The 26,453-nt window shown below is 43.0% G+C and carries 22 protein-coding genes; 15 read left to right on the forward strand and 7 right to left on the reverse strand.

The genetic code is table 11. From position 1 onward, the window contains the following. Positions 1 to 23: 23 nt before the first annotated feature. From pgi to SHEWPOL2_RS15415, 4 genes are all read right to left on the reverse strand, one after another. Entirely contained in the window at positions 24 to 1,661 is a 1,638-nt protein-coding gene (gene pgi / locus SHEWPOL2_RS15400) for a glucose-6-phosphate isomerase (protein WP_037429612.1), read from the reverse strand. 20 nt (positions 1,662 to 1,681) lie between these two features. Beyond that, positions 1,682 to 2,638 (reverse strand): transaldolase, encoded by a 957-nt coding sequence (tal, locus tag SHEWPOL2_RS15405; protein WP_037421238.1) that lies wholly within the window; start codon positions 2,636 to 2,638, stop codon positions 1,682 to 1,684. 248 nt (positions 2,639 to 2,886) lie between these two features. After that, positions 2,887 to 4,011 (reverse strand): OmpA family protein, encoded by a 1,125-nt coding sequence (locus SHEWPOL2_RS15410; RefSeq protein ID WP_037429614.1) that lies wholly within the window; start codon positions 4,009 to 4,011, stop codon positions 2,887 to 2,889. 239 nt (positions 4,012 to 4,250) lie between these two features. Then, the gene (locus tag SHEWPOL2_RS15415) at positions 4,251 to 6,617 is read right to left on the reverse strand and encodes a phosphoketolase family protein (RefSeq protein ID WP_037421225.1); all 2,367 of its coding nucleotides are present in this window, start codon (positions 6,615 to 6,617) and stop codon (positions 4,251 to 4,253) included. A gap of 430 nt (positions 6,618 to 7,047) precedes the next feature. Between SHEWPOL2_RS15415 and SHEWPOL2_RS15420 the strand changes: the two genes are divergently transcribed. Then, the gene (locus SHEWPOL2_RS15420) at positions 7,048 to 8,514 is read left to right on the forward strand and encodes an alanine/glycine:cation symporter family protein (RefSeq protein WP_037421222.1); all 1,467 of its coding nucleotides are present in this window, start codon (positions 7,048 to 7,050) and stop codon (positions 8,512 to 8,514) included. A 108-nt stretch (positions 8,515 to 8,622) separates the two neighbouring features. Continuing rightward, positions 8,623 to 9,396, forward strand: a complete 774-nt coding sequence (gene yaaA, locus SHEWPOL2_RS15425; protein ID WP_037421218.1) for a peroxide stress protein YaaA — start codon at positions 8,623 to 8,625, stop codon at positions 9,394 to 9,396. A 101-nt stretch (positions 9,397 to 9,497) separates the two neighbouring features. On the opposite strand, the gene SHEWPOL2_RS15430 is transcribed toward yaaA, so the two are convergent. Then, positions 9,498 to 10,904 carry a M28 family metallopeptidase gene (locus SHEWPOL2_RS15430; RefSeq protein WP_037429615.1) on the reverse strand — a complete coding sequence of 469 codons (1,407 nt, stop codon included), beginning with the start codon at positions 10,902 to 10,904 and terminating at the stop codon, positions 9,498 to 9,500. A 135-nt stretch (positions 10,905 to 11,039) separates the two neighbouring features. Between SHEWPOL2_RS15430 and SHEWPOL2_RS15435 the strand changes: the two genes are divergently transcribed. Continuing rightward, positions 11,040 to 11,336: a metalloregulator ArsR/SmtB family transcription factor gene (locus tag SHEWPOL2_RS15435; RefSeq protein ID WP_006084975.1), complete on the forward strand. Its 297-nt coding sequence runs from the start codon at positions 11,040 to 11,042 to the stop codon at positions 11,334 to 11,336. 60 nt (positions 11,337 to 11,396) lie between these two features. Here SHEWPOL2_RS15435 and rpsT read toward each other — a convergent pair whose 3' ends face one another. Beyond that, on the reverse strand, positions 11,397 to 11,663 hold the full coding sequence (rpsT, locus tag SHEWPOL2_RS15440) for a 30S ribosomal protein S20 (RefSeq protein ID WP_037421209.1): 267 nt from the start codon (positions 11,661 to 11,663) through the stop codon (positions 11,397 to 11,399). A gap of 252 nt (positions 11,664 to 11,915) precedes the next feature. On the opposite strand from rpsT, the gene murJ reads away from it, so the two are divergent. The 12 genes from murJ to SHEWPOL2_RS15500 all read left to right on the forward strand — a co-directional run bounded on the left by murJ (position 11,916) and on the right by SHEWPOL2_RS15500 (position 25,629). Next, positions 11,916 to 13,475 carry a murein biosynthesis integral membrane protein MurJ gene (gene murJ, locus SHEWPOL2_RS15445; protein ID WP_037429617.1) on the forward strand — a complete coding sequence of 520 codons (1,560 nt, stop codon included), beginning with the start codon at positions 11,916 to 11,918 and terminating at the stop codon, positions 13,473 to 13,475. Between the two features lie 65 nt (positions 13,476 to 13,540). After that, on the forward strand, positions 13,541 to 14,476 hold the full coding sequence (ribF, locus tag SHEWPOL2_RS15450; RefSeq protein ID WP_037429618.1) for a bifunctional riboflavin kinase/FAD synthetase: 936 nt from the start codon (positions 13,541 to 13,543) through the stop codon (positions 14,474 to 14,476). A gap of 32 nt (positions 14,477 to 14,508) precedes the next feature. Further along, positions 14,509 to 17,331, forward strand: coding sequence for an isoleucine--tRNA ligase (gene ileS / locus SHEWPOL2_RS15455; protein ID WP_037429620.1), 2,823 nt, complete (start codon positions 14,509 to 14,511; stop codon positions 17,329 to 17,331). Between the two features lie 9 nt (positions 17,332 to 17,340). Next, a complete protein-coding gene (gene lspA, locus SHEWPOL2_RS15460; protein WP_011623704.1) occupies positions 17,341 to 17,853 on the forward strand; it encodes a signal peptidase II in 513 nt (170 codons plus the stop codon). Next, entirely contained in the window at positions 17,853 to 18,275 is a 423-nt protein-coding gene (gene fkpB, locus SHEWPOL2_RS15465) for an FKBP-type peptidyl-prolyl cis-trans isomerase (RefSeq protein WP_037429621.1), read from the forward strand. Before lspA ends, fkpB begins: the two co-directional genes overlap by 1 nt. A gap of 1 nt (position 18,276) precedes the next feature. Further along, on the forward strand, positions 18,277 to 19,233 hold the full coding sequence (gene ispH / locus SHEWPOL2_RS15470) for a 4-hydroxy-3-methylbut-2-enyl diphosphate reductase (RefSeq protein WP_037429623.1): 957 nt from the start codon (positions 18,277 to 18,279) through the stop codon (positions 19,231 to 19,233). Between the two features lie 192 nt (positions 19,234 to 19,425). Beyond that, a complete protein-coding gene (gene pilV / locus SHEWPOL2_RS15475; protein ID WP_037429624.1) occupies positions 19,426 to 20,013 on the forward strand; it encodes a type IV pilus modification protein PilV in 588 nt (195 codons plus the stop codon). A 13-nt stretch (positions 20,014 to 20,026) separates the two neighbouring features. Further along, positions 20,027 to 20,986 (forward strand): PilW family protein, encoded by a 960-nt coding sequence (locus SHEWPOL2_RS15480; RefSeq protein WP_037429626.1) that lies wholly within the window; start codon positions 20,027 to 20,029, stop codon positions 20,984 to 20,986. Between the two features lie 11 nt (positions 20,987 to 20,997). Next, entirely contained in the window at positions 20,998 to 21,426 is a 429-nt protein-coding gene (locus SHEWPOL2_RS15485) for a pilus assembly PilX N-terminal domain-containing protein (protein ID WP_037429627.1), read from the forward strand. A gap of 13 nt (positions 21,427 to 21,439) precedes the next feature. Beyond that, positions 21,440 to 24,925, forward strand: coding sequence for a PilC/PilY family type IV pilus protein (locus SHEWPOL2_RS15490; RefSeq protein ID WP_037429629.1), 3,486 nt, complete (start codon positions 21,440 to 21,442; stop codon positions 24,923 to 24,925). Between the two features lie 6 nt (positions 24,926 to 24,931). Further along, complete coding sequence (locus SHEWPOL2_RS15495) at positions 24,932 to 25,324, forward strand: type IV pilin protein (RefSeq protein ID WP_037429631.1); 393 nt, start codon at positions 24,932 to 24,934, stop codon at positions 25,322 to 25,324. Further along, positions 25,321 to 25,629 carry a TapY2 family type IVa secretion system protein gene (locus SHEWPOL2_RS15500; RefSeq protein WP_037429632.1) on the forward strand — a complete coding sequence of 103 codons (309 nt, stop codon included), beginning with the start codon at positions 25,321 to 25,323 and terminating at the stop codon, positions 25,627 to 25,629. The genes SHEWPOL2_RS15495 and SHEWPOL2_RS15500 overlap by 4 nt, the downstream gene beginning before the upstream one ends. 150 nt (positions 25,630 to 25,779) lie before the next feature. Here SHEWPOL2_RS15500 and SHEWPOL2_RS15505 read toward each other — a convergent pair whose 3' ends face one another. Beyond that, entirely contained in the window at positions 25,780 to 26,274 is a 495-nt protein-coding gene (locus SHEWPOL2_RS15505) for a GspH/FimT family pseudopilin (RefSeq protein WP_037429633.1), read from the reverse strand. Positions 26,275 to 26,453: the final 179 nt, after the last annotated feature.

Consider the following 26,453-nt stretch of genomic DNA (forward strand, 5'->3'; position numbering starts at 1 on the left):
CAATTGCTGGTCTTTTTGTTCGATCAGATTTTGCCCCGTCGATAAAGATTGATTAAGCCATTGCTTGAAGCATCTAACGCAGTCGCTTCTTGATCTGCACCTATACGGGCGAGGACGTCGTTACCTAAGGTTTTGCCAAGCTCAACACCCCATTGGTCGAAGGAGTTGATGTCCCAAATGGCGCCTTGGACAAAGGTTCTGTGCTCATAGAGCGCAATCAGTGCGCCTAAGGTTTCTGGAGTCAGCTTATCCATTAATAGAGTGTTGCTTGGCTTATTGCCCGGCATGACTTTGTGTTTGGCGATAAGTAACTTTTCTTCATCACTCAAGTTGCTCTTGCTCAATTCAGCAAGCGCTTCATCTAAGGTACGGCCTTGCATGAGTGCTTGAGTTTGTCCAAAGCAGTTAGAGGCTAACTGATCATGGTGTTCACCGATAGGATTATGGCTTTGCAGCGGCATAATGAAATCAGCAGGAATTAATGCAGTACCTTGATGCAGCAACTGATGGTAAGCGTGTTGACCGTTTGTGCCTTCGCCGCCCCAAATCACAGGACCTGTGCTGTAATCCACATGCGTACCATTGAGCGTGACTGATTTACCGTTACTTTCCATATCCAGTTGTTGGAAGTAGGCAGGAAGTCCACGCAGATAATGATCGTAGGTCAATACCACATGGCTTTGAGCATTAAAGAAATTGCCATACCACAGTGAGAATAGTCCCATGATGACGGGCATATTTTCCGCTAAAGGCGCAGTGGCAAAATGGGTATCCATTTGGTGCGCGCCCTTTAATAGGGAGCGGAAGTTATCCATGCCGATGAGTAAAGCGATGGGTAAACCAATGGCTGACCACAGAGAATAGCGACCTCCAACCCAGTCCCACATTGGGAAGATATTAGCGGCATCAATACCAAACTCAGTTGCTTTTGCCACGTTAGAGGTCACGGCAACAAAGTGTTTCGCGACATCGGACTGTGAACCACCTTTAGCTAAGAACCACGCTTTGGCCGTTAAGGTGTTGGTCAGCGTCTCTTGTGTACCAAAAGACTTAGACGACATGATAAAAAGCGTGGTTTCAGGATCGAGCAGCTTGAGTTTTTCACTGATCGAGGTGCCATCGACGTTTGCAACAAAATGGCAATTGAGACCTGTTATCCAGTATGGGCGTAAGGCTTGGGAAACAATTTTAGGGCCAAGGAATGAACCACCGATACCGATACTGACAATATCGGTAATGGCTTTGCCTGTGTAGCCTTTCCACTGTCCTGAGGTGACTGAAGTGACAAACTGCTGCATCTTGTTCAGCGTTTGCTGTACTTCAGGAACGATATCTTGACCTTCGGCAATGATGGATTGGTCCGCGGTACTGCGTAGTGCGGTATGCAAAACGGCACGTTTTTCGGTGGTGTTAATGATATCACCGGCAAACATCGCCTTGATTTTAGCGTCAAGCTTGGCTTCTTGCGCCAGTGTCAGCAGCAAGTTGAGAGTCTCAGGTGTTGCTCTATTTTTTGAATAATCTAAAAATAAGCCACAGGTAGAAAGCGACATGTTGCTAAAGCGTGCAGGATCGCCTGCAAAGAGTTCCCGCATATGCGGGATCTGCTGGCTATGGGCTGCTAATGCCTTCCATGTTGTGCTTTGGGTCAAGATAGTCATCGAATCGTCTCCGAAGATACTTAGTTTGCCAGTTTAGCCTTGAGCATGACTTCGAGTTTGCCTTGGTCGATGGCGAAGTTACGGATGCCTTCTGCTAGCTTGTCAACGGCCATAGGATCTTGGTTAAAGTCCCAGCGGAATTGCGCTTCGGTTAAAGGTTCACCCGCAGCAACTGTAGTGCTGGCAGGAATGAGTTTAGGTTGAATAGCGACTTGAGAGTTTGCTAGCTCTTCGAGTAATGAAGGACCAATAGTCAGGCGGTCACAACCCGCTAATTCGATGATTTCACCGATATTACGGAAACTTGCTCCCATGACTACCGTGTTATAGCCATGCTGCTTGTAGTAGTTGTAAATTTCGGTTACAGAAACGACACCAGGATCATTTACTGCGTCATAGTCTTTACCTGTGTCTTTTTTGTACCAGTCGAGGATGCGGCCAACGAATGGAGAAATTAAGTACACGCCAGCTTCAGCACAGGCTCGTGCTTGAGCGAAGCTAAATAATAGGGTTAAGTTACAGTTGATGCCTTCTTGCTCTAACTCTTTGGCGGCACAAATGCCTTCCCAAGTTGAGGCTAATTTGATCAAAATGCGAGATTTATCTATTCCTGCTTCTTGATATAGACGAACAAGCTTATGCGCTTTTGCAATGGATTTTTCTTTATCAAAGGATAGGCGGGCATCCACTTCGGTTGAAATTCGGCCAGGAACCAGTTTCAGAATTTCCACGCCAATGTTCACTGCAAGTTTATCGCTGGCATCATCAATCTGTTGCTCAATATCAGCACTTTGTAATTTAGCCCATGCAATAGCATTGTCGATTAGAGCGCTATACTCAGGGATTTGAGCGGCTTTTAGAATGAGTGATGGGTTAGTGGTTGCGTCTTCTGGTTGATAGCGCTTAATTGCTTCAATATCGCCAGTATCGGCCACAATAGTAGTGTATGACTTGAGTTGCTCTAATGTATTTGCCATGAAAAACATCCTTCTCAGATAGCGGTCAAAACTCAGAAATGAACTGATGACTATTAGAAGCGATTTTGCCAACTTTTCCAACCATCAATGTAAAAAAATTACAAAAATGGTAAAACTATATCGTTTCTTGCTGAACATAGTGGTGAATGCCACTTAATCAGTCTTAGCGCCATCAGGTTAGGTAGTGTAGATGCCTTAAAAACAAAAAGTCGCTGCAAGCAGCGACTTTTTTATTCTTAACAGTGCAATTACTTCAGAACAGGTTGTTTTTCAGTAGTTGTCACGATGGCTTCGATGCGGCGGTTAGCTGCATGAGCTTCTTTCGAGTCACCAGCCACTAATGGCTTAGTGATACCGTAACCGTTAGAAGTTACGCGGCTTTGGCTGATGCCATATTTTTCAACAAGGATCTTAGCAACAGCGTCAGCACGCTTGTCAGACAGAACCATGTTGTATTCTGGTTTACCTACGTTAGAAGCGTGACCCGCGATTTCAACAGTGAATTCTGGGTTCTTGTTCAGGTAGTTAGCCAGTCTTTCGATGTCTTTGTAGTACTCTTTCTTCACTACTGCAGAATCGTTAGCAAACTGGATAGAACCTACATCTTCTTGCTTTTTAACGTTTTCATAGATAGTACAGCCAACAGAGTCAACTTTGTGAGTTGCAGGCGTTGCTGGGCACTGATCTTTATCGTCGTATACACCATCGTTGTCTGAGTCAACTGGTGCTGCTGCAACAACGGCGGCAGCTACAGGCGCCGCGGCTGCTGGAGTACCAAAACGGTAGCTTAATTCTAAGCCCCAATAGTTGCTGTCAGCATTTACTGGAACGATAGCGTTAGCGCCAGCGTTATCATCTAAGTTTTCATAGCGACGGTATTTAGCTTGTAACTTCAGGTTATCAGTGAAGTTATAGCCAACACCAGCACCGAAATATGGTGCGAAGTCGTTTTCGCTGTAAGAAGTTGATACGTTACCAACGCGTTGGTTGTTTTCTAAGGTGTAGTACATTGCGCCAGCTTCAGCAGACAGGCTCCAACGGTTACCTAGTGGCCATACGCCAACTAGGCCAAGAGTTGCACCTTTTACATCTGCATCATTGCTAATGCCTGCATAGGTCCAATCTGCACTACCTAGATCACGATAGCCGATTTCTGCACCAAAGTAGTCATTAAACATATAGCCTGCGAAGATGTCCCATGCGTATGGGTTATCATCGCCGTTATCAGTTGCAATGTGTTCATAGTTATTAACGCCTAAACCTGCACCAACATACCAAGGAGTTAACTCTTGAGATGCACTGGCAGCAAGTGGAAGCATTGATGTAAGTAAAACTACTTTTAATGTATTCTTCATCATTTTTTCTAAGTCCATTGTTTATGATTCTCCACCAATATGCTTTGCGGGTTTTAAGCAAAACATTGCTAGCACTTAGTGTGGGGATCCTTTGGTATTGTAGCCAGCGGTTAATTATCACTGCATTTGTTAAAATTTTCCAGTGCTTAGTCTGAAGTTTTTTTATAGGGCTCCATCCTGTAATCAACTTGAGATGTTAAAAAGGCATCCTTTTGGATGCCTTTAAATTGTATTTATTTTGTTAATTTAATTAACTGCTAGCGAGTCCAAACCCAATTTTCGATCTCAGTTGGGTCAACACCATGTGCTTTAATATAGTTACGGTGATCAACAAGTCTTTGCAACATATCTGTTGTGATTGAAACGTGTTTAGTCTCATCAATGACGCCTTGTTGAAATAGTTTATAAGCCATATCAATAACAAGGTGGTAGCGAGAGGTTCCATTACGCACACCCATATCAAATGGTGTAGTTGTTGAGCCTTCTTCTTCATAACCTTTAATTCTAAAACGGCGGCTTCCTTTGTAATCAAAAATTAACTTTTTGATTGTATTTGGATAACCGTGATAGTTAAATACTACTCCTTTATCTTGAGTAAATATTTCATCCATCATCCATGGTTTTTCTTTAAATTTACGGCTACCTAAACCATCACTGCTTAATTCGGTGACGCTCACAAAACGGATTCTGACTCTAGGCAGCATTTCCCGAATGATCACTAAAGAGGCCATACATTCTTGAGTGACATAATCACCACAGCCAGCAAGGACGATATCTGGATTTTCATCTGAAGCAAAATCCCACACCATGACACCATCTTTGGCTTGTTTACGTGCTTCATCTAAGCTTAGCCATTGTGGCAGCTCTTTTTTACCTGCGACTAGGATGTTTAGTTTGTCACGATCCGCAAAAGCACGTTCGGTATACACTAAGGTGCTGTTTGCATCAGCTGGTAAATAAGCAGAGATAATCTTTGGATGTTTTTCTAACATCGCACCTAGGAACGATGGGTTTTGATGCGAGTAACCGTTGTGATCCTGACGCTCTAATAATGAAGAAAGTACTACGTTGCACGCTGGTAAAGGTTTACGGAAATGCACCCCTTGACTGGCATAAACATACTTACAATATTGGTCGGCCATGGATGAAACTACTTGCGAGAATGACTCGTAGGTTGGGAACATGCCGTGGCGACCCGTTACTGTGTAGCCATGTAACATACCAAATAGTAAGTTCTCAGAAAGAAGCTCTAGCACACGGCCATCGCGAGACATATCTTCATCCCAGCTTTCAATTGGCCATTGCCATGCACGGTCGGTTTCTTCAAATACCGCTTGCAGTTGGTTTGAATAGGTTTCATCAGGGCTGAAAATGCGTAAATTGCGTTGATCACGGTTCAGTTTGAATGCGTCACGCATCCATTCACCCATTTTCAGCATGGAGTAACCGCGGTGTCCGCGTGGTACTTCTGGACCGTAACTGAGTTTTTCTAGATCAGGATTGGATAAAGCTCTAACAACTTCACCACCATAAGTGAGATGTTGGCGACCACAAGCTAAGTGTTTTGGTGGGATCAATGAGCTAATATCCGCATCAAAAATCAGTTCACCTTGAGCATTGATTTGATAGAGCTCTTGGAACTGGTAGCTAGCTAACCAATTATCCAATGCGGCTAGATGGCCTTTATCGGTCGCGCATTTATTGACAATCACTTGGTGTGATTCGCAGTTGCCTTCTAACTTCTTACCATTATATTCGCTTACGCCAGTCCAACCTTTGGCTGTGCGCATTAAAATCACTGGCCAGCGAGGTTTTACAATATCTTCACCTTTACGTGCTCGGGCTTGGATATCATTAATCATGCTATAAGCGGTATCCATGGCGGTTGCCATTTGAACGTAGATATCTTCTTCCGCTTCGCTGTCCACAATAATGGGGTGGTAGCCAAGACCGCGGAATTCAAGATCTAATTCTTCATGGCTCATGCGTCCCATACGGGTAGGGCCAGAAATTTTATAGCCGTTGATATGCACGATTGGTAACACTGCGCCGTTGGTGGCGGGTGATACCAATCGGTTTGCATACCAAGATGCGGCTAATGGGCCTGTTTCTGATTCTCCATCACCTATTAATACTGTCGCGATAAGATCGGGGTTATCAAGCACTGCGCCCCAGCCAACGGATAATGAATAACCTAATTCTCCACCCTCCAGAATTTGTCCTGGTGCTTCAGGATTAGCATGTGAAGGATAACCGTATGCTGCTGAGAACTTTTTACAAATATCCTCAATGCCCGTTTCATTATAAGGAATGGTTTCTGGATAGTAGTGGCTTAGAGAGCCTTCAATGAATAAGTTAGCTTGTACGGCAGGGAAGCCATGTCCTGGACCAACTAAGTAAATAAAGGGACGATTATGTTTTACAATGAGTCGGTTAACGTTCGCGTAGACAAAGTTGATACCAGGACACGTTCCCCAGTGACCGAGCAAGCGAGGCTTAATGTCCGAGTGCGCTAGTGGGCGCTTATGAAGTACGTTTTGCTTTAAGTAAATCTGGGAGGTGGCTAGGAAGTTAGTGGCTCTTACGTATTTTTTAAGAGCATTTATCTCATGTGTTGTCGTCATATTAAGCCTCACTAGAGCAGACGGAAGTAAATAATGTTTTCTTGGAGTTACTATATTTGTAATTTTATTACAAAAATGTGCCCTGCATCCAAATTTTAAAACTTGTGTTTGTCGTTAACGCATGTGAATGAAGTTTGTTAAATTGTTAATTTAATATTAACAGTGACTTATCTAAGCTTTATGATCGTGAGCTTGTAGCTATTTAACAATGTAAACCTAGGCTTGATCACATGAGTAATTTCGAATACTGTGCTATTTTGCTGCGTTGAATTCGGTAGCCGTGATGTTGTAAATTCACGGAAGGATAATTTGAAAGAATAAATCTACCGATATTCTTACCTTTATTTGGAAGGATTCATTCACCACAAATGTTGCACCTCGCTAAGTATAGGTGGGGGAGGGCATTTGCTACGGGAAGAAGTAAAATAATATGTTAGAAACGATTGTAAACTTTTTGAACGCACTGCTCTGGGGCAAATTGCTCGTTTACGGACTGGTGGGTGCGGGGCTCTATTTCACCTTACGACTTGTATTTATTCAACTTACACACTTCAAACACTCTCTAAAAGTCATGACAATGAGCCGCCAAGGCTGTGAAAGTGGTTTGTCTTCATTCCAAGTATTCTGTACGAGTATGGCGGCCCGTGTAGGTGCCGGAAACATGGCGGGTGTAGCGGTGGCCATTGGCTCCGCCGGACCCGGCGCTGTCTTTTGGATGTGGTTAATTGCCATGTTGGGTATGGCAACGGCTATGGTCGAGTCCACTCTTGCGCAGGTTTATAAGGTGCGTGATACCAACGGCCAATTTCGTGGTGGCCCTTCTTATTATATGGAGAAGGGACTTGGTCAGAGATGGATGGGGGTGTTGTTCGCTTTCTTCCTGATCATCGCTTTTGGTTTGGTGTTTAACGCGGTGCAAGCCAATACCATTACGGGGGCGATGGAGCGCGTGTTTGGCTTCGATCCGACCTATGTCGGTATCGGCTTAGTGTTAGCCAGTGGTTTTGTTATCGTCGGCGGCTTACGTAAAGTTGCGCGAGTATCTGAGTTTATCGTGCCAATTATGGCGTTGGCTTATATTCTGATCGCTTTCATTATTGTGTTGTTCAATTTAGAGCAATTACCCGCAGTTATTAGCCTGATTGTAAAAAGTGCTTTCGGTTGGCAAGAGGCAGCAGCAGGTGGCGTTGCTTATACAGTCGCTCAGGCGATGCAAGCAGGTATTGCCCGTGGTTTGTTCTCAAATGAGGCGGGGATGGGCAGCGCAGCAAACGTGGCGGCGAGTGCCTCACCTAATCCTAATCATCCAGCATCTCAGGGCTTTGTGCAGATGATGGGAGTTTTTGTTGATACTATTGTTATTTGTACCGCAACGGCTGCCATTATCTTGTTGTCTGGTGACATAGGTTCTAGTGATGATGGTATTCGTCTTACTATTAATGCGATGTCGAATCATGTTGGTGATTGGGGCGGTGCCTTTATTGCGATAGCGATTTTTCTATTCTGCTTTACCTCAATCATTGCTAATTATTCCTACGCCGAAACCAATGTGATGTTCTTAACGGGTAACAGTACTAAGGCGTTACCGCTATTTCGCCTGTGCGTATTAGGCATGGTGATGTTTGGTGCCGTAGCCAAAATCAGCTTAGTGTGGAACTTAGCCGATGTGTCAATGGGGCTAATGGCTACCGTCAATATCGTCGCATTGTTGCTGTTATCTGGCTTGGCGATACGGGTTATCAACGATTACTGTGAACAATTAAAGAGTGGCAAAATGCCTGAGTTTGACCGCAGTAAGTTCCCCGAATTGATGGAACAACTTGATGATGGCATTTGGCAGGACAATAGTGCCAATGAGTTGGCTAAATCGCGTACTGAATCAGCGGTTAGTCGTTAAGCTCAAGTTCACTGATTAGCGCTATCGGAAAAACCACGTCATCCGTACGTGGTTTTTTTATGCTTGTTCAGTATCATAGTGGCGTATTTTATTTGTTGGAGTGTGTTAATGTTGATTTTGGTTTCACCGGCGAAAACCCTAGATTTTGAGCAACCTTCCTTGACTCAAACCCATACTCGGCCCGATTTTTTAGCTTATAGCCAAGAGCTCATTCAAGTTTGCCAACGGTTAACCCCCAGTGACATAGCAACATTAATGAAGGTCAGCGATAGCATTGCGGGCTTAAATGCGGCACGTTTTGGCGAGTGGACACCCGATTACAGTATTGATAATGCTAAGCAAGCTATTTTCGCTTTTAGAGGCGATGTTTACACAGGTTTTGATGCTGATACCCTGACACCTGAACAGCTTGAACGTAGTCAGTCGCAGTTGCGCATTTTATCTGGGCTATATGGGTTACTGCGGCCATTGGATTTAATTTTACCTTATCGCTTAGAAATGGGGACGGCCCTTGCCAATCCTAAAGGTAAGAATCTCTACGATTTTTGGGGCAACACTCTCACCGTAGCGGTCAATAATGCGGTCGCTGCGCAGGGGGATGAGATCATTATCAACCTTGCATCCAATGAATATTTTAAGGCGATAAAGCCAAAGCAATTAGCAGGACAATTAATCACTCCTGTTTTTAAAGACTTTAAAAATGGTCAATACAAAGTCATTAGTTTCTTTGCGAAAAAAGCGCGGGGAATGATGGCAAGATATATTATTGATCAGCAAGTGAGTTCGATTGATGAATTAAAAGCATTTGATGTGGCAGGTTATTACTACAGTGAAGAATTGAGTAAACCGAATGAGCCAACATTCTTACGTGAAGCGCAATAACGTATTACGGCTTAAATAAAAAGAGCTGCTTAGGCTTAATGCCAGTCAGTTAAGCTGACTGGCATTTTTCTTTTTATGGGTGAATGATTTACTTATGAGGCTTATTTCGATTCAGTGCTAATGGGGGTTAACACTAAATTTGAGTTTGCCATGATATAAGCAAATTGAGCATATGCCGCCACATTTTGTGCCAAAGCCTTAGGATCGATTTTATCTAAGGTATCGTTAGGTGTGTGGTGATAATCGAAGTAATCGTGGCCATCCTGTCTTAACGATGCAACAGGTACGCCTAATGCGGGTAGCATAGAGACATCAGGTCCGCCAGAGGCCTGATTATTACCAAGGGCGACACCGTTGTATGTCATTGGTTTAATGCTCTCTTGAACTTGGGCGAAAACGTTGTCACTTACCTTAGTGTCGATTTGATAAATTGGACCCGCGCCGAAATCTGATTCTGCAGCAATATAATGTAGAGGTAACTCGGCTTTGTGTGCTTCAGCATAAGCCTTACCCCCCACTAAGCCAATTTCTTCAGCGGCATATAGTACTACTCGCACTGTACGAGCGGGCTTTTGTGGAAGATCTTGAATATGTTTTGCTGCCGCTGTCACAATCGCAACGCCAGCGCCATCATCAATTGCACCTGTACCTTCATCCCATGAATCTAAATGGGCACCAATCAGCACGATTTCGTTAGGTTTACTACTGCCAGTGACTTCTGCAATAACGTTGTAAGAGGTATTCGTACCTAAATCCTTCGGTGACATATGTAGCTCGAGCACCGCATTCGGATCGCGTTTTAACATGGCATCGACTAAGTCTGCATCGGGATTAGACATCGCCGCCGCAGGGATTTTAGCCACACCATCTTGATAACGCATTACGCCAGTGTGTGCCATGCGGTCATGGTCGGTTCCTATTGAGCGAATGACGATTGCTACGGCTCCCTTTTGTGCTGCTGCGACTGCGCCCTTCGAGCGGCCACCGACACTTTTTCCGTAACCTTCACCAGTTATATGACGCTCCGTTTTTTGATCGATAAAGGCAATTTTACCTTTTACATCATCAGGGTTGGCTTGTTGTAATGCTTCTAGGCTATCAAAGCGAGCTATTCTAGCCCTAATGCCCGTTACTGGTGTTGCAATGCTGCCACCCAATGCAGTAATCACCAAAGGTTGCTCTACCGGAGAGATAATCTTGGCTTTGGCTTCTCCACGTTCCCAAATAGGAACCTGTACTGGCTCTTTATAAACCTTATCAAACCCGAGGCTGGTTAACTTATTCATTGCCCAGTTCACGGCAATAATGTCTTTTGGACTACCAGCAAGGCGCGGTCCTACTTCTACCGTAAGAGATTCGACAATGTCATATCCAATCGAAGAGGCTAAAGCGGTTTGTTGTAATTGAGAAGGGGTATCTGTTTTGACTGGTGTTTCGATATGAGTTTGGCAAGCGCTCAAACCACTAATAAAAAGGCCTGTTATCAACGTTGTTTGGTAGGGTTTCATAGGTTTCCTTTGTTTTTATTAAGCATGTCCCACTTTTGAAAACAATCTAGCAAAAAGTGTGCTTTATGTCCCGACTATATCTGTAAGGCAACGCTATATTAGCGCAGGGGTTAGTTTTAGGAGAAAATGTGCGTAATGAATATTGAATTAATGCAGGAGCGAGCCGATCATGCCGTGGTGCTATTAAAGGCACTCGCAAACGAACGCCGTTTATTTATCCTTTGTTATTTACTGAATGAAGGAGAAATGTGCGTTGGCGAAATGAATAAAAAATTAGGCTTAAGTCAATCGGCACTATCACAACACCTTGCTTGGTTACGCAAAGATAATTTAGTAACCACACGCAAAGAAGCGCAGACCGTATTTTATTCACTGAAGAGTGATGAAGTGCGTGAGATGATCCATTTACTAAACAATATTTATTGTCATTAATGGTTTTCAGCAGATATAAAAAAACCGGCAATTGCCGGTTTTTTTTATTTACTAAGATAATTAAGCAACAAGCGCTTTGATCTTAGCGTTCAAACGAGCCTTATGACGAGCAGCTTTATTCTTGTGAATAAGGCCTTTAGTCGCCATACGGTCAACGATTGGTTGTGCAGCAGCGAAAGCTTCGGTTGCTGTTTTGTGATCACCAGCTTTGATAGCTGCGATAACTTTTTTAACGTATGTACGTAACATTGAGCGACGGCTGGCGTTATGCTGACGACGCTTTTCAGATTGAAGCGCGCGCTTCTTTGCAGACTTGCTATTAGCCAAGGTGCAACTCCTAAAAACTGGATTTGATACTTTTAAAGGCCGAGGAATATGCCTGCATTTAGTCACTTTGTCAATGACTATGATTGAATAATCATCATAAAGATAAATTAATTCAACCTGCCTTGGCTATCTTCAACCCAACTCGTGTAATATGTGGCGCAATTCTAGCAGCTATTACCGCAGTGTGACAGAGCCTGAGTCGATTTTTTGAGATGAATCACCTAATCCATTCGATATAGGTCTGGGGGACGTTTGAGTAAAAAATTATTGAAGTCAGGCATGATTGTTAGTGCTATGACATTGATTTCCCGTGTTTTAGGTTTGGTTAGAGATGTTGTCGTTGCCAATTTAATGGGTGCAGGGACAAGCGCTGATGTTTTTTTCTTCGCGAATAAAATTCCTAACTTTTTACGTCGATTATTCGCTGAGGGCGCCTTTGCACAGGCATTTGTTCCTGTACTGACCGAATATCAAGAAAAGCATACCTCGGACGAAACTCGCGAGTTACTCAGTAAGGTGGCGGGGACCTTAGGGCTCTTAGTGACGATTGTCACGCTTGTCGGTGTGATTGCATCTCCTGTGTTGTCCGCATTATTTGGTGGCGGCTGGTTTATGGCCTGGCTGAATAACGAACCTGATGGTGCTAAGTTTGAGTTAGCAACGGTCGTTCTAAAAATCACTTTTCCTTATCTGTGGTTTATCACCTTTACTGCTTTAGCGGGCTCAATCTTAAATACTCGAGGACGCTTTGCTGTATCGGCTTTTACGCCAGTGTTTCTAAATGTGGCCATTATTGCGGCGGCAATGTTTTTCGCTCCAACGTCTTCTCAGCCCGAAATTGCCTTGGGATGGGGAGTATTTTGCGGTGGTTTAATTCAGTTTTTATTCCAAATTCCGTTTCTGCTCCGAGAGAAAGCGTTAGTAAAACCCTCGTGGGGTTGGCAACATCCCGGGGTTGTGAAGATTAGAACTTTGATGATCCCTGCATTGTTTGGGGTTTCTGTCTCACAAATCAACTTGTTATTTGATACCTTTATCGCCAGCTTCTTGATGACTGGTTCTATTAGTTGGCTCTATTATTCAGACCGATTATTAGAGTTTCCACTTGGTTTATTTGGTATTGCTATTGCAACCGTGATTTTACCAGCGTTATCGCGAAATCATGTGAATGCAGAAGGAGATGGCTTTGGTAACACCATGGATTGGGGAATTAAAGCGATTTTATTACTCGGTTTGCCTGCGATGATGGGGTTGATAGTGCTCGCGCAGCCTATGTTAATGGTATTGTTTATGCGCGGCGCCTTTACTATCAATGATGTGCAAATGGCCTCTTACAGTTTGATGGCTTACGGAAGCGGTTTACTGAGTTTTATGTTAATCAAGGTGTTAGCGCCAGGATATTATTCTCGCCAGGATACTAAAACCCCCGTACGCTATGGCATCATCGCTATGATCACCAATATGGGCTTTAACTTAATATTTGCAATCCCATTTGGTTATGTGGGTTTGGCGATTGCTACATCCATGTCAGCCTTGCTTAATGCCACATTACTTTATCGCGGCCTGCATAAAGCAGGGGTTTATCGTATTACCAAACCGACTATGGTGTTTTTCCTTAAAGCCGTGGTCTCTACGGCATTGATGGTGGTAGTCTTGTACTATTTATTACCCACGCAATCTCAATGGGTAGAATGGCATTTAGCTTTACGAGCTAAGGCTTTGATTGGTTTGATTGCTGTTGGGACTATCACGTATTTACTTGGGCTACTGGCGTTGGGAATTCGTCCTTGGTCAATGAAACGGGGAGTTTGATTGCTGATTCTTATCGTTAGCTGTTATATAATCAGCCGATTTGCGCTTGGCAGTTGTCTAAAGTTATGGAATTAATCCGTGGTACACATAACATTTTGTCATCTCACCATGGCTGTGTGCTGACGATAGGTAATTTTGATGGCGTGCATCGCGGCCATGCACAGGTGATTGCTAATCTGGTGCAAAAGGCCAAACAGCTGTCGTTACCGCCAACAGTGATGACATTTGAGCCTCAGCCACAGGAGTTATTCCGAGGTGAGAATGCCCCCGCGCGTTTGAGCTTACTGCGGGATAAAATAATCCTATTGGATGAGTTAGGCGTTGAGCGGTTAGTGTGTATTAACTTCAATCGCGCCTTTGCTGATCAACCTGCTGAGCATTTCATCGAAGAATTGCTGGTGCGTAAACTCGGAGTGAAGTATCTCGTCGTGGGCGATGACTTTTGCTTTGGACAAGGTCGAAGAGGCAACTTCGAAATGCTGATGCAAGCCGGAGTCCGTTACGGCTTTACCGTGGTCAGCACCCAGAGCTTTATGGTGGGCTCACAACGCGTGAGTTCGACCGCGGTAAGAGAACAATTGGCTAAAGGAAACCTAGAGCAGGCAAGGCGTCTACTCGGTCATCCTTTTACCTTAAGCGGCCGCGTGGCCCATGGCCAAAAAATTGGCCGAACCATAGGTTTTCCCACCGCCAATATCGCCCTCAAGCGAAATGTGGTGCCGGTGCGCGGGGTGTTTGCGGTGAAACTCTATTGGGAAGATAGCGATATTTATGAAGGGGTTGCCAACATTGGTTTCCGCCCGACCGTAAATGGTCAAGTTTGTCAGCTTGAGGTGCATCTTTTTGATTTTGAAGGTGACATTTATGGCAAGCATGTTGAGGTTGAGTTAGTGGCAAAACTTCGCGATGAACAACCTTTTGATTCATTGGATGCACTAAAACAACAAATTTTGAATGATGCAAATGAGGCCAGAGCTTTATTTGGTAACGATGCAGGCTGATATTTATCAGTTTAATTAACGGTATAGGATCAATGAGCGACTATAAATTTACTTTGAATTTGCCGGAAACTGAGTTTCCGATGCGTGGTAATTTGGCAAATCGCGAGCCAGAGATGTTAGAGCGCTGGACGAAAGACGGTCTGTATCAGCAGATCCGTGATAGCCGAATTGGCCGCACACCTTTTATTTTGCATGACGGCCCACCGTATGCGAACGGCAGTATTCATATTGGTCACTCAGTCAACAAAATTCTTAAGGACATTATTGTTAAGTCAAAAACCATGTCAGGTTTTGACGCGCCTTATGTGCCGGGTTGGGATTGCCACGGTCTGCCAATTGAACTGAAAGTTGAGCAAAAAGTCGGTAAGCCTGGTCAAAAAATTTCTGCGGCCGAATTCCGTGAAGAATGCCGTAAATATGCCGCCGAGCAAGTCGATGGCCAACGTGCTGACTTTATTCGTTTAGGCGTGCTGGGCGATTGGCAAAAGCCTTATTTAACGATGGACTTTGCCACCGAAGCCAATATCGTACGCTCTTTATCTAAAGTGATTGAAAACGGTCACTTACATAAAGGTGTTAAACCTGTTCATTGGTGTACAGACTGTGGTTCAGCATTGGCAGAAGCCGAAGTGGAATACGAGGATAAAACCTCTCCCGCTATCGATGTGGCCTTTAGTGCGACTGACAGCAAAGCCGTTGCCGCTCAGTTTGGTGTAAGCGATTACTCACATCCAGTTGCTATGGTGATTTGGACAACCACACCTTGGACACTGCCTGCGAACCGCGCGTTATCTATCAGCCCTGAGCTGGATTACAGCTTGGTTGAATTTGTCAAAGAGGGGGCGACTCACGCGGTTATTCTGGCCGACGTGTTAGTTGAAGCTTGTATGACGCGTTACGGCGCCGAGAGCCATAGCGTGTTAGGTAAAGTTAAAGGTGCAGCGCTTGAGCTGGTTCGTTTTAAGCATCCATTCTTAGCCTTTGACGTACCTGCAATTTTAGGTGACCACGTGACGACTGACGCCGGTACGGGTGTGGTTCACACAGCACCTGGCCATGGTCAAGACGACTTCGTGGTAGGTCAAAAATACGGTTTAGAAGTGGCAAACCCAGTTGGCGATAACGGTGTCTACAAACCAGAGACTGAGTTCTTTGCCGGTCAACACGTATTTAAAGCAAACGACAATGTGGTTGCATTGCTAAAAGAAAAAGGCGCGCTATTACATCATGTTGCGTACCGTCACAGCTATCCACACTGCTGGCGCCATAAGACACCCATTATCTTCCGCGCAACGCCACAATGGTTTATCTCTATGGATAACCACAACCTGCGCAAGCAAGCATTAAGCGAAATTGAGCAGACTCAGTGGATCCCTGACTGGGGACAAAGCCGCATCGAGAAGATGGTTGAGAATCGCCCAGATTGGTGTATCTCCCGTCAACGTACTTGGGGCGTACCAATTACATTATTCGTACACCGCGAAACTGAAGAGCTGCACCCTGACAGCGTGTCATTAATGGCACGTGTAGCTAATCGTATTGAGCAAGAAGGCATTCAAGCTTGGTGGGATCTTGATGCTGCTGAATTACTCGGGGAAGAAGCTGAACAATACCGTAAAGTGACCGATACCTTAGACGTATGGTACGACTCTGGTTCAACCTTTGCTTCAGTGGTAGGCGCGCGTCCTGAGTTTCATGGTCATGGCGTCGATTTATATCTCGAAGGTAGCGACCAACACCGCGGTTGGTTTATGTCATCATTGATGATTTCTACCGCCATGACTGGTAAAGCACCTTACAAGCAAGTGCTTACCCACGGCTTTACCGTTGATGGTAAAGGTCGCAAGATGTCGAAATCTATCGGTAACGTGATTGCGCCGCAGCAAGTGACTAACAAACTAGGTGCGGACATTCTACGCCTCTGGGTTGCGGCAACCGACTACAGCGGTGAAATGACAGTATCGGATGAAATCTTAAACCGTAGCGCCGATGCTTATCGCCGTATTCGTAACACCGCTCGTTTCTTACTGGCGAACCTTAATGGCTTCGACCCTGCGAAGGACTTAGTGGCAGTAGAAGATATGGTGGCGTTAGACCGTTGGGCTGTGCGCCGCGCGGCCGCGCTTCAGCAAGAAATTATCGAAGCTTACGAGCAATATAACTTCCATATTGTGACGCAAAAGCTGATGCAGTTCTGCTCGGTTGAGCTAGGTAGCTTCTACTTAGACATCATTAAAGACCGTCAATATACCGCTAAGCAAGAGGGCCATGCCCGCCGTAGCTGTCAATCGGCATTGTTCCATATCGCCGAAGCTATGGTGCGTTGGATTGCGCCAATCCTGAGCTTTACTGCCGATGAAGTGTGGCAATTACTGCCAGGTCAACGTGATGCTTACGTGTTTACCCAAGAATGGTATCAAGGTCTGCAATCTATCACTTTAGATACTGATTTAAGCGATGCATACTGGGAAAATCTGCTGACTGTACGTAACGAGGTCAACAAGGTCATCGAGCAAGCGCGCCGTGATAAACGTATTGGTGGCTCCTTAGAAGCCGAAGTCACACTGTTTGCTGATGCGGCATTAACTGAACAGTTAACACACATTGGTGATGAGCTGCGTTTCGTCCTGTTGACCTCTGAAGCCAAAGTATTGCCATTGGCGGATGCGACAAGCGATGCCGTTGAAACCGAACTGGCGTCGTTGAAGTTAGTGGTAAATGCGACAACAGCAGAGAAATGCGAACGTTGTTGGCACCATAGGGAAGAAGTGGGCACGATTGAGGCTCACCCAACGCTGTGCCATCGCTGCGTAACCAATATTGAAGGTGACGGCGAAGTTCGTCTGTTTGCGTAAAGGATCTGTATGCCATTAACTTGGAAAGACAGTGGCTTACGTTGGTATTGGGTAGTTGTATTGGTGTTTTTGGCCGATCAACTATCCAAGCAATGGGTCTTAGCCAATTTTGATTTGTTCGAATCGGTGAAGTTATTACCTTTTTTTAATTTCACCTATGTACGCAACTATGGCGCCGCATTTAGCTTTTTAAGTGAAGCGGGCGGTTGGCAACGTTGGTTATTTACCCTAGTGGCCGTTGGTTTTAGTACCTTGTTGACTGTGTGGCTGCGCAAGCAATCGGCATCCCTATGGAAGTTAAATTTGGCTTACACCTTAGTGATTGGTGGCGCCCTAGGTAACTTAATCGATCGATTGATGCATGGTTTTGTAGTGGATTTTATCGATTTTTATTGGGGTAAGAGCCATTATCCTGCCTTTAATATCGCTGATTCCGCGATTTTTATCGGCGCAGTGCTGATCATTTGGGATTCGTTTTTTAACAGCAAATCCGAACAAGATAAAACCGAAGAGGTGAAGTAGTGACTGTGACACGTTCGTTATTGTGCCATATGAATATTGTGCTTGAAGATGGTTCAACTGCCGATAGCACTAAAGCCTCGGGTAAGCCAGCACGTTTAAATATCGGCGATGGTACTTTAAGCCCAGCATTCGAAGCGCAGCTTGCTTCCTTAAATGAAGGCGACAAGCACAGATTTACGCTTGAAGCGGTTGATGCCTTTGGTGAGTCAAATCCCGATGCGATTCATTATATGGATAGAACCCGCTTCCCAGCCGATATGGAGCTAGAAGTGGGTGTTATCGTGAGTTTTGCTGGTCCTGGCGGCAGTGAGATCCCCGGCATTGTGCGTGAGGTTGCGGGCGATTCGATTACGGTCGATCTCAATCACCCTCTAGCGGGACGCAAAGTGACATTTGAACTCGACGTGGTGAAGGTACTGTAAGATGAAATTTGATCCTACCAGCCCAAGTTTAAATATTATGCTGGCTAATCCTCGCGGCTTTTGTGCTGGTGTGGATCGCGCCATTAGCATTGTTGAGCGTGCGCTCGAGTTATTTTCGCCGCCGATTTATGTTCGCCATGAAGTCGTGCATAACCGCTATGTGGTGCAAAATCTGAAGGATCGCGGTGCCGTATTTGTAGAAGAGTTAGACCAAGTACCGGATAACAATATTGTTATCTTCAGTGCGCATGGGGTTTCTCAGGCGGTACGCGCCGAGGCTAAGGCACGTGGTTTGCGGGTATTCGATGCGACTTGTCCGTTAGTCACCAAAGTTCATTTACAAGTGACCCGTGCGAGTCGCAAGGGGATTGAATGTATTTTGATTGGCCATGCGGGGCATCCTGAAGTTGAAGGCACCATGGGACAATACGATAACCCCAATGGTGGTGTTTATCTGATTGAGTCCCCGGCAGATGTCGAGACTTTACAAGTTCGCGATCCTAATAACCTCTGCTTCGTGACTCAAACAACGCTCTCGGTCGATGATACACTCGATATCATCAGCGCCTTATTAAAGCGTTTCCCGTCTATCGAAGGCCCACGTAAGGATGATATTTGTTACGCGACGCAAAACCGTCAGGATGCGGTGCGTAACTTATCGGCCGATGTTGATTTGTTGATTGTGGTCGGTTCGAAAAACAGTTCTAACTCTAATCGCTTACGTGAATTAGCATTAAAAACGGGTACAGAGTCTTATTTGGTTGATACTGCAGATGATATTGATTCATCTTGGTTTGAGGGTGTAACTAAAGTTGCTGTAACAGCTGGCGCGTCTGCACCAGAGGTTCTTGTACAGCAAGTGGTTCAAGCCATAGCGAAATTAGCGCCAAGTGTGGTGACTGAAGTCGAAGGACGAAAAGAAGATACTGTCTTTGCCGTACCCGCTGAACTACGTTAATTAATGTAGAAAATAGTAGTCAATTGAAAGAGGCCAATGGCCTCTTTTTTATTGTCTAAGTATGACTAAATTCAAACAAAGCATAATGAGATTGCAGCTTATATGCTATTGTTACTGGCCACTTACATTTTACTCATCTATTATTAACTGTTAGCAATGGTTTTATCGTAAGATTAAGATTTAAAAGGGTAAATAGCTGAAAAGCATGTCAAAAATATGACTAAATTCGAACGATTGACACATCAAGAATTTCAACGAGGCTTCTCACTAATAGAAGTGCTTGTTGCATTAGTGATCTTAGTGATTGGCCTGATCGGTATTTTTAATTTACACATAGTGGCTAAGCGCGGCAGCTTTGAATCTTTTCAGCAGACACAAGCTTCTTACTATGCCAACGATATTATTAACCGTATGAAGCTTAATCGAACGCAATTAGCCAATTATAGCGGAGAATATACTGGAACGCTGGCTAAGCCGGCTAAAGAGTGTGATGTTGCTGTTGGCGCAGTCAGTTTATGTTCTCCAGCTGAAACTGAAGCTTGGGACCTTTATCAATGGGAGCAGAGTTTCATGGGCGCTGCGGAAATCGTTGATGGCCAAAATGTCGGTGGATTAGATACTCCAACAGCTTGTATAGCCATTGATGGAACGACGGTGACTGTTGCCGTGGCGTGGAGAGGTATTCGTGAGGGAGCCGGCACAACATACACAGGGAATGAATGTGGTGAAGATCTTGGCACTCGTCGACGTATTTTTGTCGTATCAACAGTGATTATTTAGGCGAGCAGACAAAATGACGAATTTTCAAAAGGGAATGTCGTTAGTGGAGTTAATGGTTTCGATGCTGATCGGGCTATTTCTTACGCTAGGGCTGTTCGCTATGTTTAGTATGTCATCTTCAAATGTGGTAACGACTAGTCAATTCAACCAATTACAAGAAAATGGCAGGATTGCATTGGCGCTGATGGAAAGAGATATTACCCAACTCGGCTTTATGGGTGATATCACTGGAACCGATTTTGTACTTGGCACCAATATGACATTAAGAGATGGCATCGCGAATGATTGTATTGGGGCTGGGATAAATAATGGCACATTGCCCAATAATGAACCTGCACACTTTAGAAGACTGTGGGGATATGAAGCAGGTAAAAGTGCTGTGGAGTTAACGTGCTTAAATGGTGTTAATGCAAATACGGATGTGATCCAAATAAAAAGGCTGATCGGGCCTCCAGTTACAAATCCCAACGGAGAGCGCTATTACATGGCAGCAAATTCTAGTCAAGCGGTGTTATTTAAAGGGGGTAATCCTCCGAATCCTGCGCTTGAAAATGCACGATTTTGGGAATATCAACATCATATTTATTTTATTAAGAATGATGGTTTAGTACCGGTGTTAAGACGTAAAACGTTAACAAAAAACAATGGTATGAACAATGAAGAACAATTAGTCGAAGGCATAGAAAATATGCGTATTCTCTATGGTTTTGATAATGATGGCGATGATACCGCTGATAGTTTTATGCCTGCTGAAAATGTTACACCTTTAATGTGGGATAACGAATTATTTCAGCGTTTAGTTGCTGTTAGAGTTTATTTATTAGTTAGAGCAATCGATGAAGATAAAAGCTATACAAATGATACGACTTACACTTTAGGTGACAAGGAAATCAAAGGATTAAATGACCACTTTAGACGAAAAGTGGTTTCAACCACTATGGTGCTTGCCAATCCTGTGTTAATTCGCAATTAGAGGACGAATAGATGAGAAAGCAGAAAGGGATAGTATTATTTTTCGCACTCATTGTACTGCTTTTAATGACAATAATAGGTGTCGCCTTAGCCGTCAATTCAACCCAAGCCATACGTATGTCTGGAGCCGGAGCTGAGCGGATTGAAGCTAAATCAATTGCTGATGGTGGGCTACAGCAAGTGATACTAAAATATGAAGGCATGCTATTGGCGAATCTAAATGTTGCTACTACGGAAAAACTTTTTAATGGTGTACAGCAACTTACCCCATACCCCCTTACAGGAGTTAGAAATGTAGCCTGTCAGCGAACAGCAAACGCAACTGGGGCTAATTTAGTGAATTGTCGCCGAGTGGAAATTAGTAGTACAAGAACATTTGGTCGAGATGACTTAGGTCAACTAACCGTTGTATCAGGTGTAGAGCAGCAAGTCTTGCCTTAATAGGATTAATATCATGTTAAACAAATTGCTCATTGGAATATTTATAGTTATCACTTTTTCAGCAGGCTTGACGTTTGCTGATGATACTGAACTCTATTTGGTGGATTCAACAGTTAGAACAGGCAAACGCCCGCAGGTACTCTTTATTTTTGATAATTCTGGCAGTATGTCCACCGTGGAAGAAAATGCTGTAACTTCTTATTGCTCTGAGGCAGATAAAAATGCAGGAGTTTGTACTTATCCTGATGGATTTGGAACTTTTTTGGAGAATTACTCAGGTTATATTAACGACAAGGGAACCTACTGGAATGCAGGGGGAATTGATAATACTAGTAATATGCCTACTCCCGATAAGCCTAATGATGGGAGACGATTTTATAAAGATAATAATAACTGCAATACAGCTGCAAAGGCTTTAGTTTCTAAAGGACGTTATACTGGTTATTTAAGAGAGTTTAGTAGCAACAGAAATACATGGAATAATCTTGCTGATAATAATGGTTTTAATCAAAATGATATTGTTGATTGCTATGAAGATATTTTAAATGCTGATCCTGTTAATCCGGGTAAATTGAAAGGTAACTCTTTTGCAAATGGTTATCCCATAAACAATAAATCGATGTATACAACCAGCGCTACCGAAACCGACCGCTTAAATAGTTTAAAAAACACTCAGTTTGGCTCAGGGCAACCAGTGACGCTTTATACTGCTCATTATCTAGTCTGGCACAAATGGGTTACGACAACTAAAGAAGGACAAGAGAGTGGTGGTGTTGGTACTCGTCTTGATGTTGCCAAGAAAGCATTAATTTCTGCTTTAGACTCACTTGCTGTACCAATTGATGCTAGTCTGGCTGTATTTAATCTTAATTTTCCTGATGAATCTAATGCTGATGGTGGCCGAGTTGTTTATGACTTGGCTGAAATGAATTCAGTGAATAAAACAAGTTTAACCAATTTAATCAAAGGTATGCCGGCGCAAACAAATACGCCATTATGTGAAACTCTTTATGAGGCTTACATGTACTTTAGTGGTGGTCCAGTAACCTTTGGAAATAAAGATACTGATTATAAGTCTTTAAATTATAAAAAAAATACCCCGCCAAGCATTCTAATGACAGGAAATTATTCAACTCCTTTTAAAAAATGTCCTGATACAGCTTATGTTATTTATATTACTGATGGTGCACCAACAGTTGATAAGTCAGCTGATTTACTAATTAAAAATTTAACTTCGACAGCTAAAAATAAAGATGCTGATTATACTATATTTAACTTTAAAAATCCTCAGAATGAAAATGATACTAGTTACATGCCGGCTTTAGCTGCCTATATGTACAACAATGATGTAGTTATCGGAAATAAAGATTCTATGGGAGTTGATAACAAACAAAATATTCGTATTTTTACTATTGGTTTTTCGGACGGTGCTGATGCGGCAGCAGATTTATTGGAAGAAACAGCTTTTAGAGGTGGAAATCCGCGCAATAGTGATGGTATTTCTAAAGGATACTATGTCGCAAAAAATGGTCTTGATTTAGTAACGGCTTTGGACGATGCGTTAAAATCAATTTTAACGATTGACTCTACGTTTACATCTCCAAGTATTGCCAGTAATAATTTTGATAAAACTCAAACCTATAATGCCGCATATTATGCTATGTTTCTGCCTGGAAATGGTCCGCGTTGGAGTGGTAACCTTAAAAAGCTAAAGGTGAACTCAGCAGGGGAGATTGTCGGTCCTGGCGGTAGCGCTAATGCTATTGATACAAATGGTAACATTTCTATTGATACATGTACCTATTGGAATGCTTGTTCCGGTGTAAACGATGGAAATAAGGTGCTGTCTGGTGGGGTATTACCGACATTAAGAAGCCAGCTTAAAAATCGCAAAATTTATACTAATAGCGGTACCAATCTAGTGAATTTGGCAACGTCTTCCTTCGTTTCTAGCTATTCACAAACTGATTTGGATTGGTTGTATGGTGTGGATGTCGATGATGATGATAATGACGATAGCACTTCAGATCCTAGGGAGGATATGATGGGCGATCCTCTGCACTCTAAACCTTTAGCAATTAATTTTGGATCTGCTACCACTATGGATGTGAGGATTATTCTTAGTACTAACCAAGGTTTAGTGCATATGTTTAAGGACTCCGATTTGGGTAGTGCAGATTATTCTGTGGGTTCAGTTTCTGAATCCTGGGCATTTATCCCTAATGAGCTTTGGGGCAATATTCCTAAACTAAGAAATAATCCTGCAACGGGTGTGCATTCTGTTTATGGGATGGATTTATCCCCAGTGGCTTACACAAAAACAGATAGTACGGGCAAAGTAAAAGATGCTTGGCTTTACTTAGGTATGCGTAGTGGTGGTACATCTTATTATGCTTTAGATATTTCAAAACCAGATTCACCAACATTTAAATGGATGATTAATTCTGATTCAACTGGCTTTGAAGATTTGGGCCAAACTTGGTCAGAGCCTGTTGTTACATTTTTAAAAGGAATTAGTGATCCTGTATTAATTTTTGGTGGAGGTATGGCATCGGCTCAAGGTTCTGGACAAGCGGTTTATATCGTAAATGCAAAGGATGGCACGCTTATCACAAAATTTACCGATACAGGTATGGGGAGTGTTGTTGCTAAAGTTGCTATACTCGATAGCGATAATGATGGTAATACTGACCGCATATACTCTAGTGATATTTCAGGCAATGTTTGGCGTATGGATTTATTTGGCACAGACAAGGATAAGTGGACAGTATTTAAGTTCGCATCCATTGCCGGGCCTGCACCGGATAATCGTATGTTTTTTGCGGGTCCAGTGGTTGCTCAGACTGAATTTAATAATGTGCATTCAGATGGCGCAACTTTAAGTTATCAAAAAATTCCTTATGATGCTGTGACGATTGGTTCGGGTAATCGTGATAACCCACTAGGCTTAAGTATTAAAGATAAATTTTATGTATTCCAAGACCGTAACGTTGTAACGCAAAATTTTACTACAAAGCCTGTAACATTGACTTCTATGGATCTTTATGATGTCACCAATTCAGCTCCTAGTGATAAAGATGGTGATATTGCATTTGGAAAAATGAAAGGCTGGCAGTACAGCTTTACAGCTATTGGAGAAAAGAGTTTATCAGCATCACTAATTTTTAATGGTAAAGTCTATTTTACCTCTTTTGTACCGCCAACTAATCAATCAGTTGATTTGGATTCAGGTGTGTGTGGTTTTTCAGGGCAAGGTAGGTTGTACGTGTTCGATTTGCATAAGGGGACTCGTTCTTATAGCCAAGTTTATTACGAGGTAGGTGAGCGGGTACCTGATACTCCCCAAATAGTTATTCCTAAGCCTAAAGATGGAGAAAAAGCTGAAGCGTATATTATTGGTGTAGGAAAAGGGGAGTGTGAGAATGGCGAATGCAAAGGAACCATTGGATTGGGTGGTGGTTTAAATACCAATAAAATTTATTACCATATAAATGAATAAGTAAATATGAAGATTAAAGATAAAGGATTTACATTAATTGAAGTGATGATTGTTGTTGTCATTATTGGCATTTTATCGGCAATTGCATATCCTTCTTATACTCGATACGTTGCGCAAAGTACGAGAGCTGAAGGATTGTCGGCGTTGATGAGATTAGCTAATTTACAAGAACAGTATTACTTAGATAATCGTAAGTATGCTACTGATTTAACTAAGCTGATAGGCGCAGATCCCTATATTACTGAACATGGTAATTATTCTGTGACATCAAGTGGTACAACATCATTTACGCTAAAAGCAGTCGCTCAAGGGATACAGGCAAGTCGTGATTCTTCCTGTGCTCCTTTGACCTTAACAGATACAGGGGCTAAAGGTCCAAGTGCGGAGTGTTGGAAATGAAACGAGTCATTCTCTCCACGATTTTGGTGTTGATATCGAGCAAAGTTTGGGCTGTTACTGGAAATCCTCAAGTCGAACAGGATTTCAAATGTTATGTAACGTTTAATAATAATGCTGAAATTGCTTTTTATCGTTGGAAGATGAGTGAAATGCCGTTACGAATGGCTAGCCTTGTAGGCACTCTTCGTCATCACTCAAATGATGGTAAAAAGTCATACATCAATGCAGTTGAAGAATGCGTTGAACTTAATGCTTCTTTCAACAGCCTTAAGGCTCAAGAATTGGATAAGTTGACACCTAGATAAACACTTTTAGTGATTCATTTTAAGCTTAATAAAAACTTAGCGTCAAAACGATGTTTTTAAACTCAGTATTAAAAATGCCAAATCGTTTCATTTGATTTGGCATTTTTGAAATTTAATATAGTGATAATTTGTAAGTGGATGCTCAGTCAGTTATAAGCAACTTTGGTTATCACTTCCCTCTTTAATTAATCCTGATGTACTAATTTTTATGCTTTTAGAACCATCACTTTCTCCACTTGGGCAATATATAATAGATGTTTCAGTAGATACTAGGCCATCAGAAGTAAAGTTCACGGTTTTATCTGTCGGGCCAGTTAGTGAAATCGTATCTTTAGAGTTAAATCCATCTATTACCTTTAGGACTTTTTTTGAACCATTTTTTTCAATATACACACTAAATCCCTTACTCCAGTCATTACCACATGGAGGGACTGCATAGGGGCATACTGTGACTGTAGCACCGTAATTCACTGCTTGATTTCGCGCAAAGGCAAAAAGGTCATTAATTTTTTGTATTTCATTTGCGCTACGAGTCGCTTCATACATTGCAGTAAAAGAGGGGACGCCAATAGAAAGAAGTAAAGCCGCAATTGCGATGGTGACCATTAGTTCAACTAAAGTAAAACCTTTTGAGATAGTAAACATTAAAAAATCCTCGATAAAACCCGTTTAAGTATATGCGAGAGAGTCTTTAAGATCAGTAACTATCTAAGCTATCCAATATAACCAATAAGTTGTTTCACAGTGTCGTTTATAATTGGCACAGCCAATACACTAGGTTTAAATGGTTTTTACTTATGTATGAGTAATTTATATCCAGTATA

The organism is Shewanella sp. POL2 (assembly GCF_000282755.1).
In the GTDB taxonomy this organism is placed as follows: Bacteria; Pseudomonadota; Gammaproteobacteria; order Enterobacterales; family Shewanellaceae; genus Shewanella; species Shewanella xiamenensis.

What these genes read in the sequence shown, in the direction of transcription:
- pgi (WP_037429612.1), bottom strand. Translation starts at nt 1,661, where the DNA reads ATGACTATCTTGACCCAAAGCACAACATGGAAGGCATTAGCAGCCCAT.
- tal (WP_037421238.1), bottom strand. Translation starts at nt 2,638, where the DNA reads ATGGCAAATACATTAGAGCAACTCAAGTCATACACTACTATTGTGGCC.
- SHEWPOL2_RS15410 (WP_037429614.1), bottom strand. Translation starts at nt 4,011, where the DNA reads ATGGACTTAGAAAAAATGATGAAGAATACATTAAAAGTAGTTTTACTT.
- SHEWPOL2_RS15415 (WP_037421225.1), bottom strand. Translation starts at nt 6,617, where the DNA reads ATGACGACAACACATGAGATAAATGCTCTTAAAAAATACGTAAGAGCC.
- SHEWPOL2_RS15420 (WP_037421222.1), top strand. Translation starts at nt 7,048, where the DNA reads ATGTTAGAAACGATTGTAAACTTTTTGAACGCACTGCTCTGGGGCAAA.
- yaaA (WP_037421218.1), top strand. Translation starts at nt 8,623, where the DNA reads ATGTTGATTTTGGTTTCACCGGCGAAAACCCTAGATTTTGAGCAACCT.
- SHEWPOL2_RS15430 (WP_037429615.1), bottom strand. Translation starts at nt 10,904, where the DNA reads ATGAAACCCTACCAAACAACGTTGATAACAGGCCTTTTTATTAGTGGT.
- SHEWPOL2_RS15435 (WP_006084975.1), top strand. Translation starts at nt 11,040, where the DNA reads ATGAATATTGAATTAATGCAGGAGCGAGCCGATCATGCCGTGGTGCTA.
- ribF (WP_037429618.1), top strand. Translation starts at nt 13,541, where the DNA reads ATGGAATTAATCCGTGGTACACATAACATTTTGTCATCTCACCATGGC.
- ileS (WP_037429620.1), top strand. Translation starts at nt 14,509, where the DNA reads ATGAGCGACTATAAATTTACTTTGAATTTGCCGGAAACTGAGTTTCCG.
- lspA (WP_011623704.1), top strand. Translation starts at nt 17,341, where the DNA reads ATGCCATTAACTTGGAAAGACAGTGGCTTACGTTGGTATTGGGTAGTT.
- ispH (WP_037429623.1), top strand. Translation starts at nt 18,277, where the DNA reads ATGAAATTTGATCCTACCAGCCCAAGTTTAAATATTATGCTGGCTAAT.
- SHEWPOL2_RS15480 (WP_037429626.1), top strand. Translation starts at nt 20,027, where the DNA reads ATGACGAATTTTCAAAAGGGAATGTCGTTAGTGGAGTTAATGGTTTCG.
- SHEWPOL2_RS15485 (WP_037429627.1), top strand. Translation starts at nt 20,998, where the DNA reads ATGAGAAAGCAGAAAGGGATAGTATTATTTTTCGCACTCATTGTACTG.
- SHEWPOL2_RS15490 (WP_037429629.1), top strand. Translation starts at nt 21,440, where the DNA reads ATGTTAAACAAATTGCTCATTGGAATATTTATAGTTATCACTTTTTCA.
- SHEWPOL2_RS15495 (WP_037429631.1), top strand. Translation starts at nt 24,932, where the DNA reads ATGAAGATTAAAGATAAAGGATTTACATTAATTGAAGTGATGATTGTT.
- SHEWPOL2_RS15500 (WP_037429632.1), top strand. Translation starts at nt 25,321, where the DNA reads ATGAAACGAGTCATTCTCTCCACGATTTTGGTGTTGATATCGAGCAAA.
- SHEWPOL2_RS15505 (WP_037429633.1), bottom strand. Translation starts at nt 26,274, where the DNA reads ATGTTTACTATCTCAAAAGGTTTTACTTTAGTTGAACTAATGGTCACC.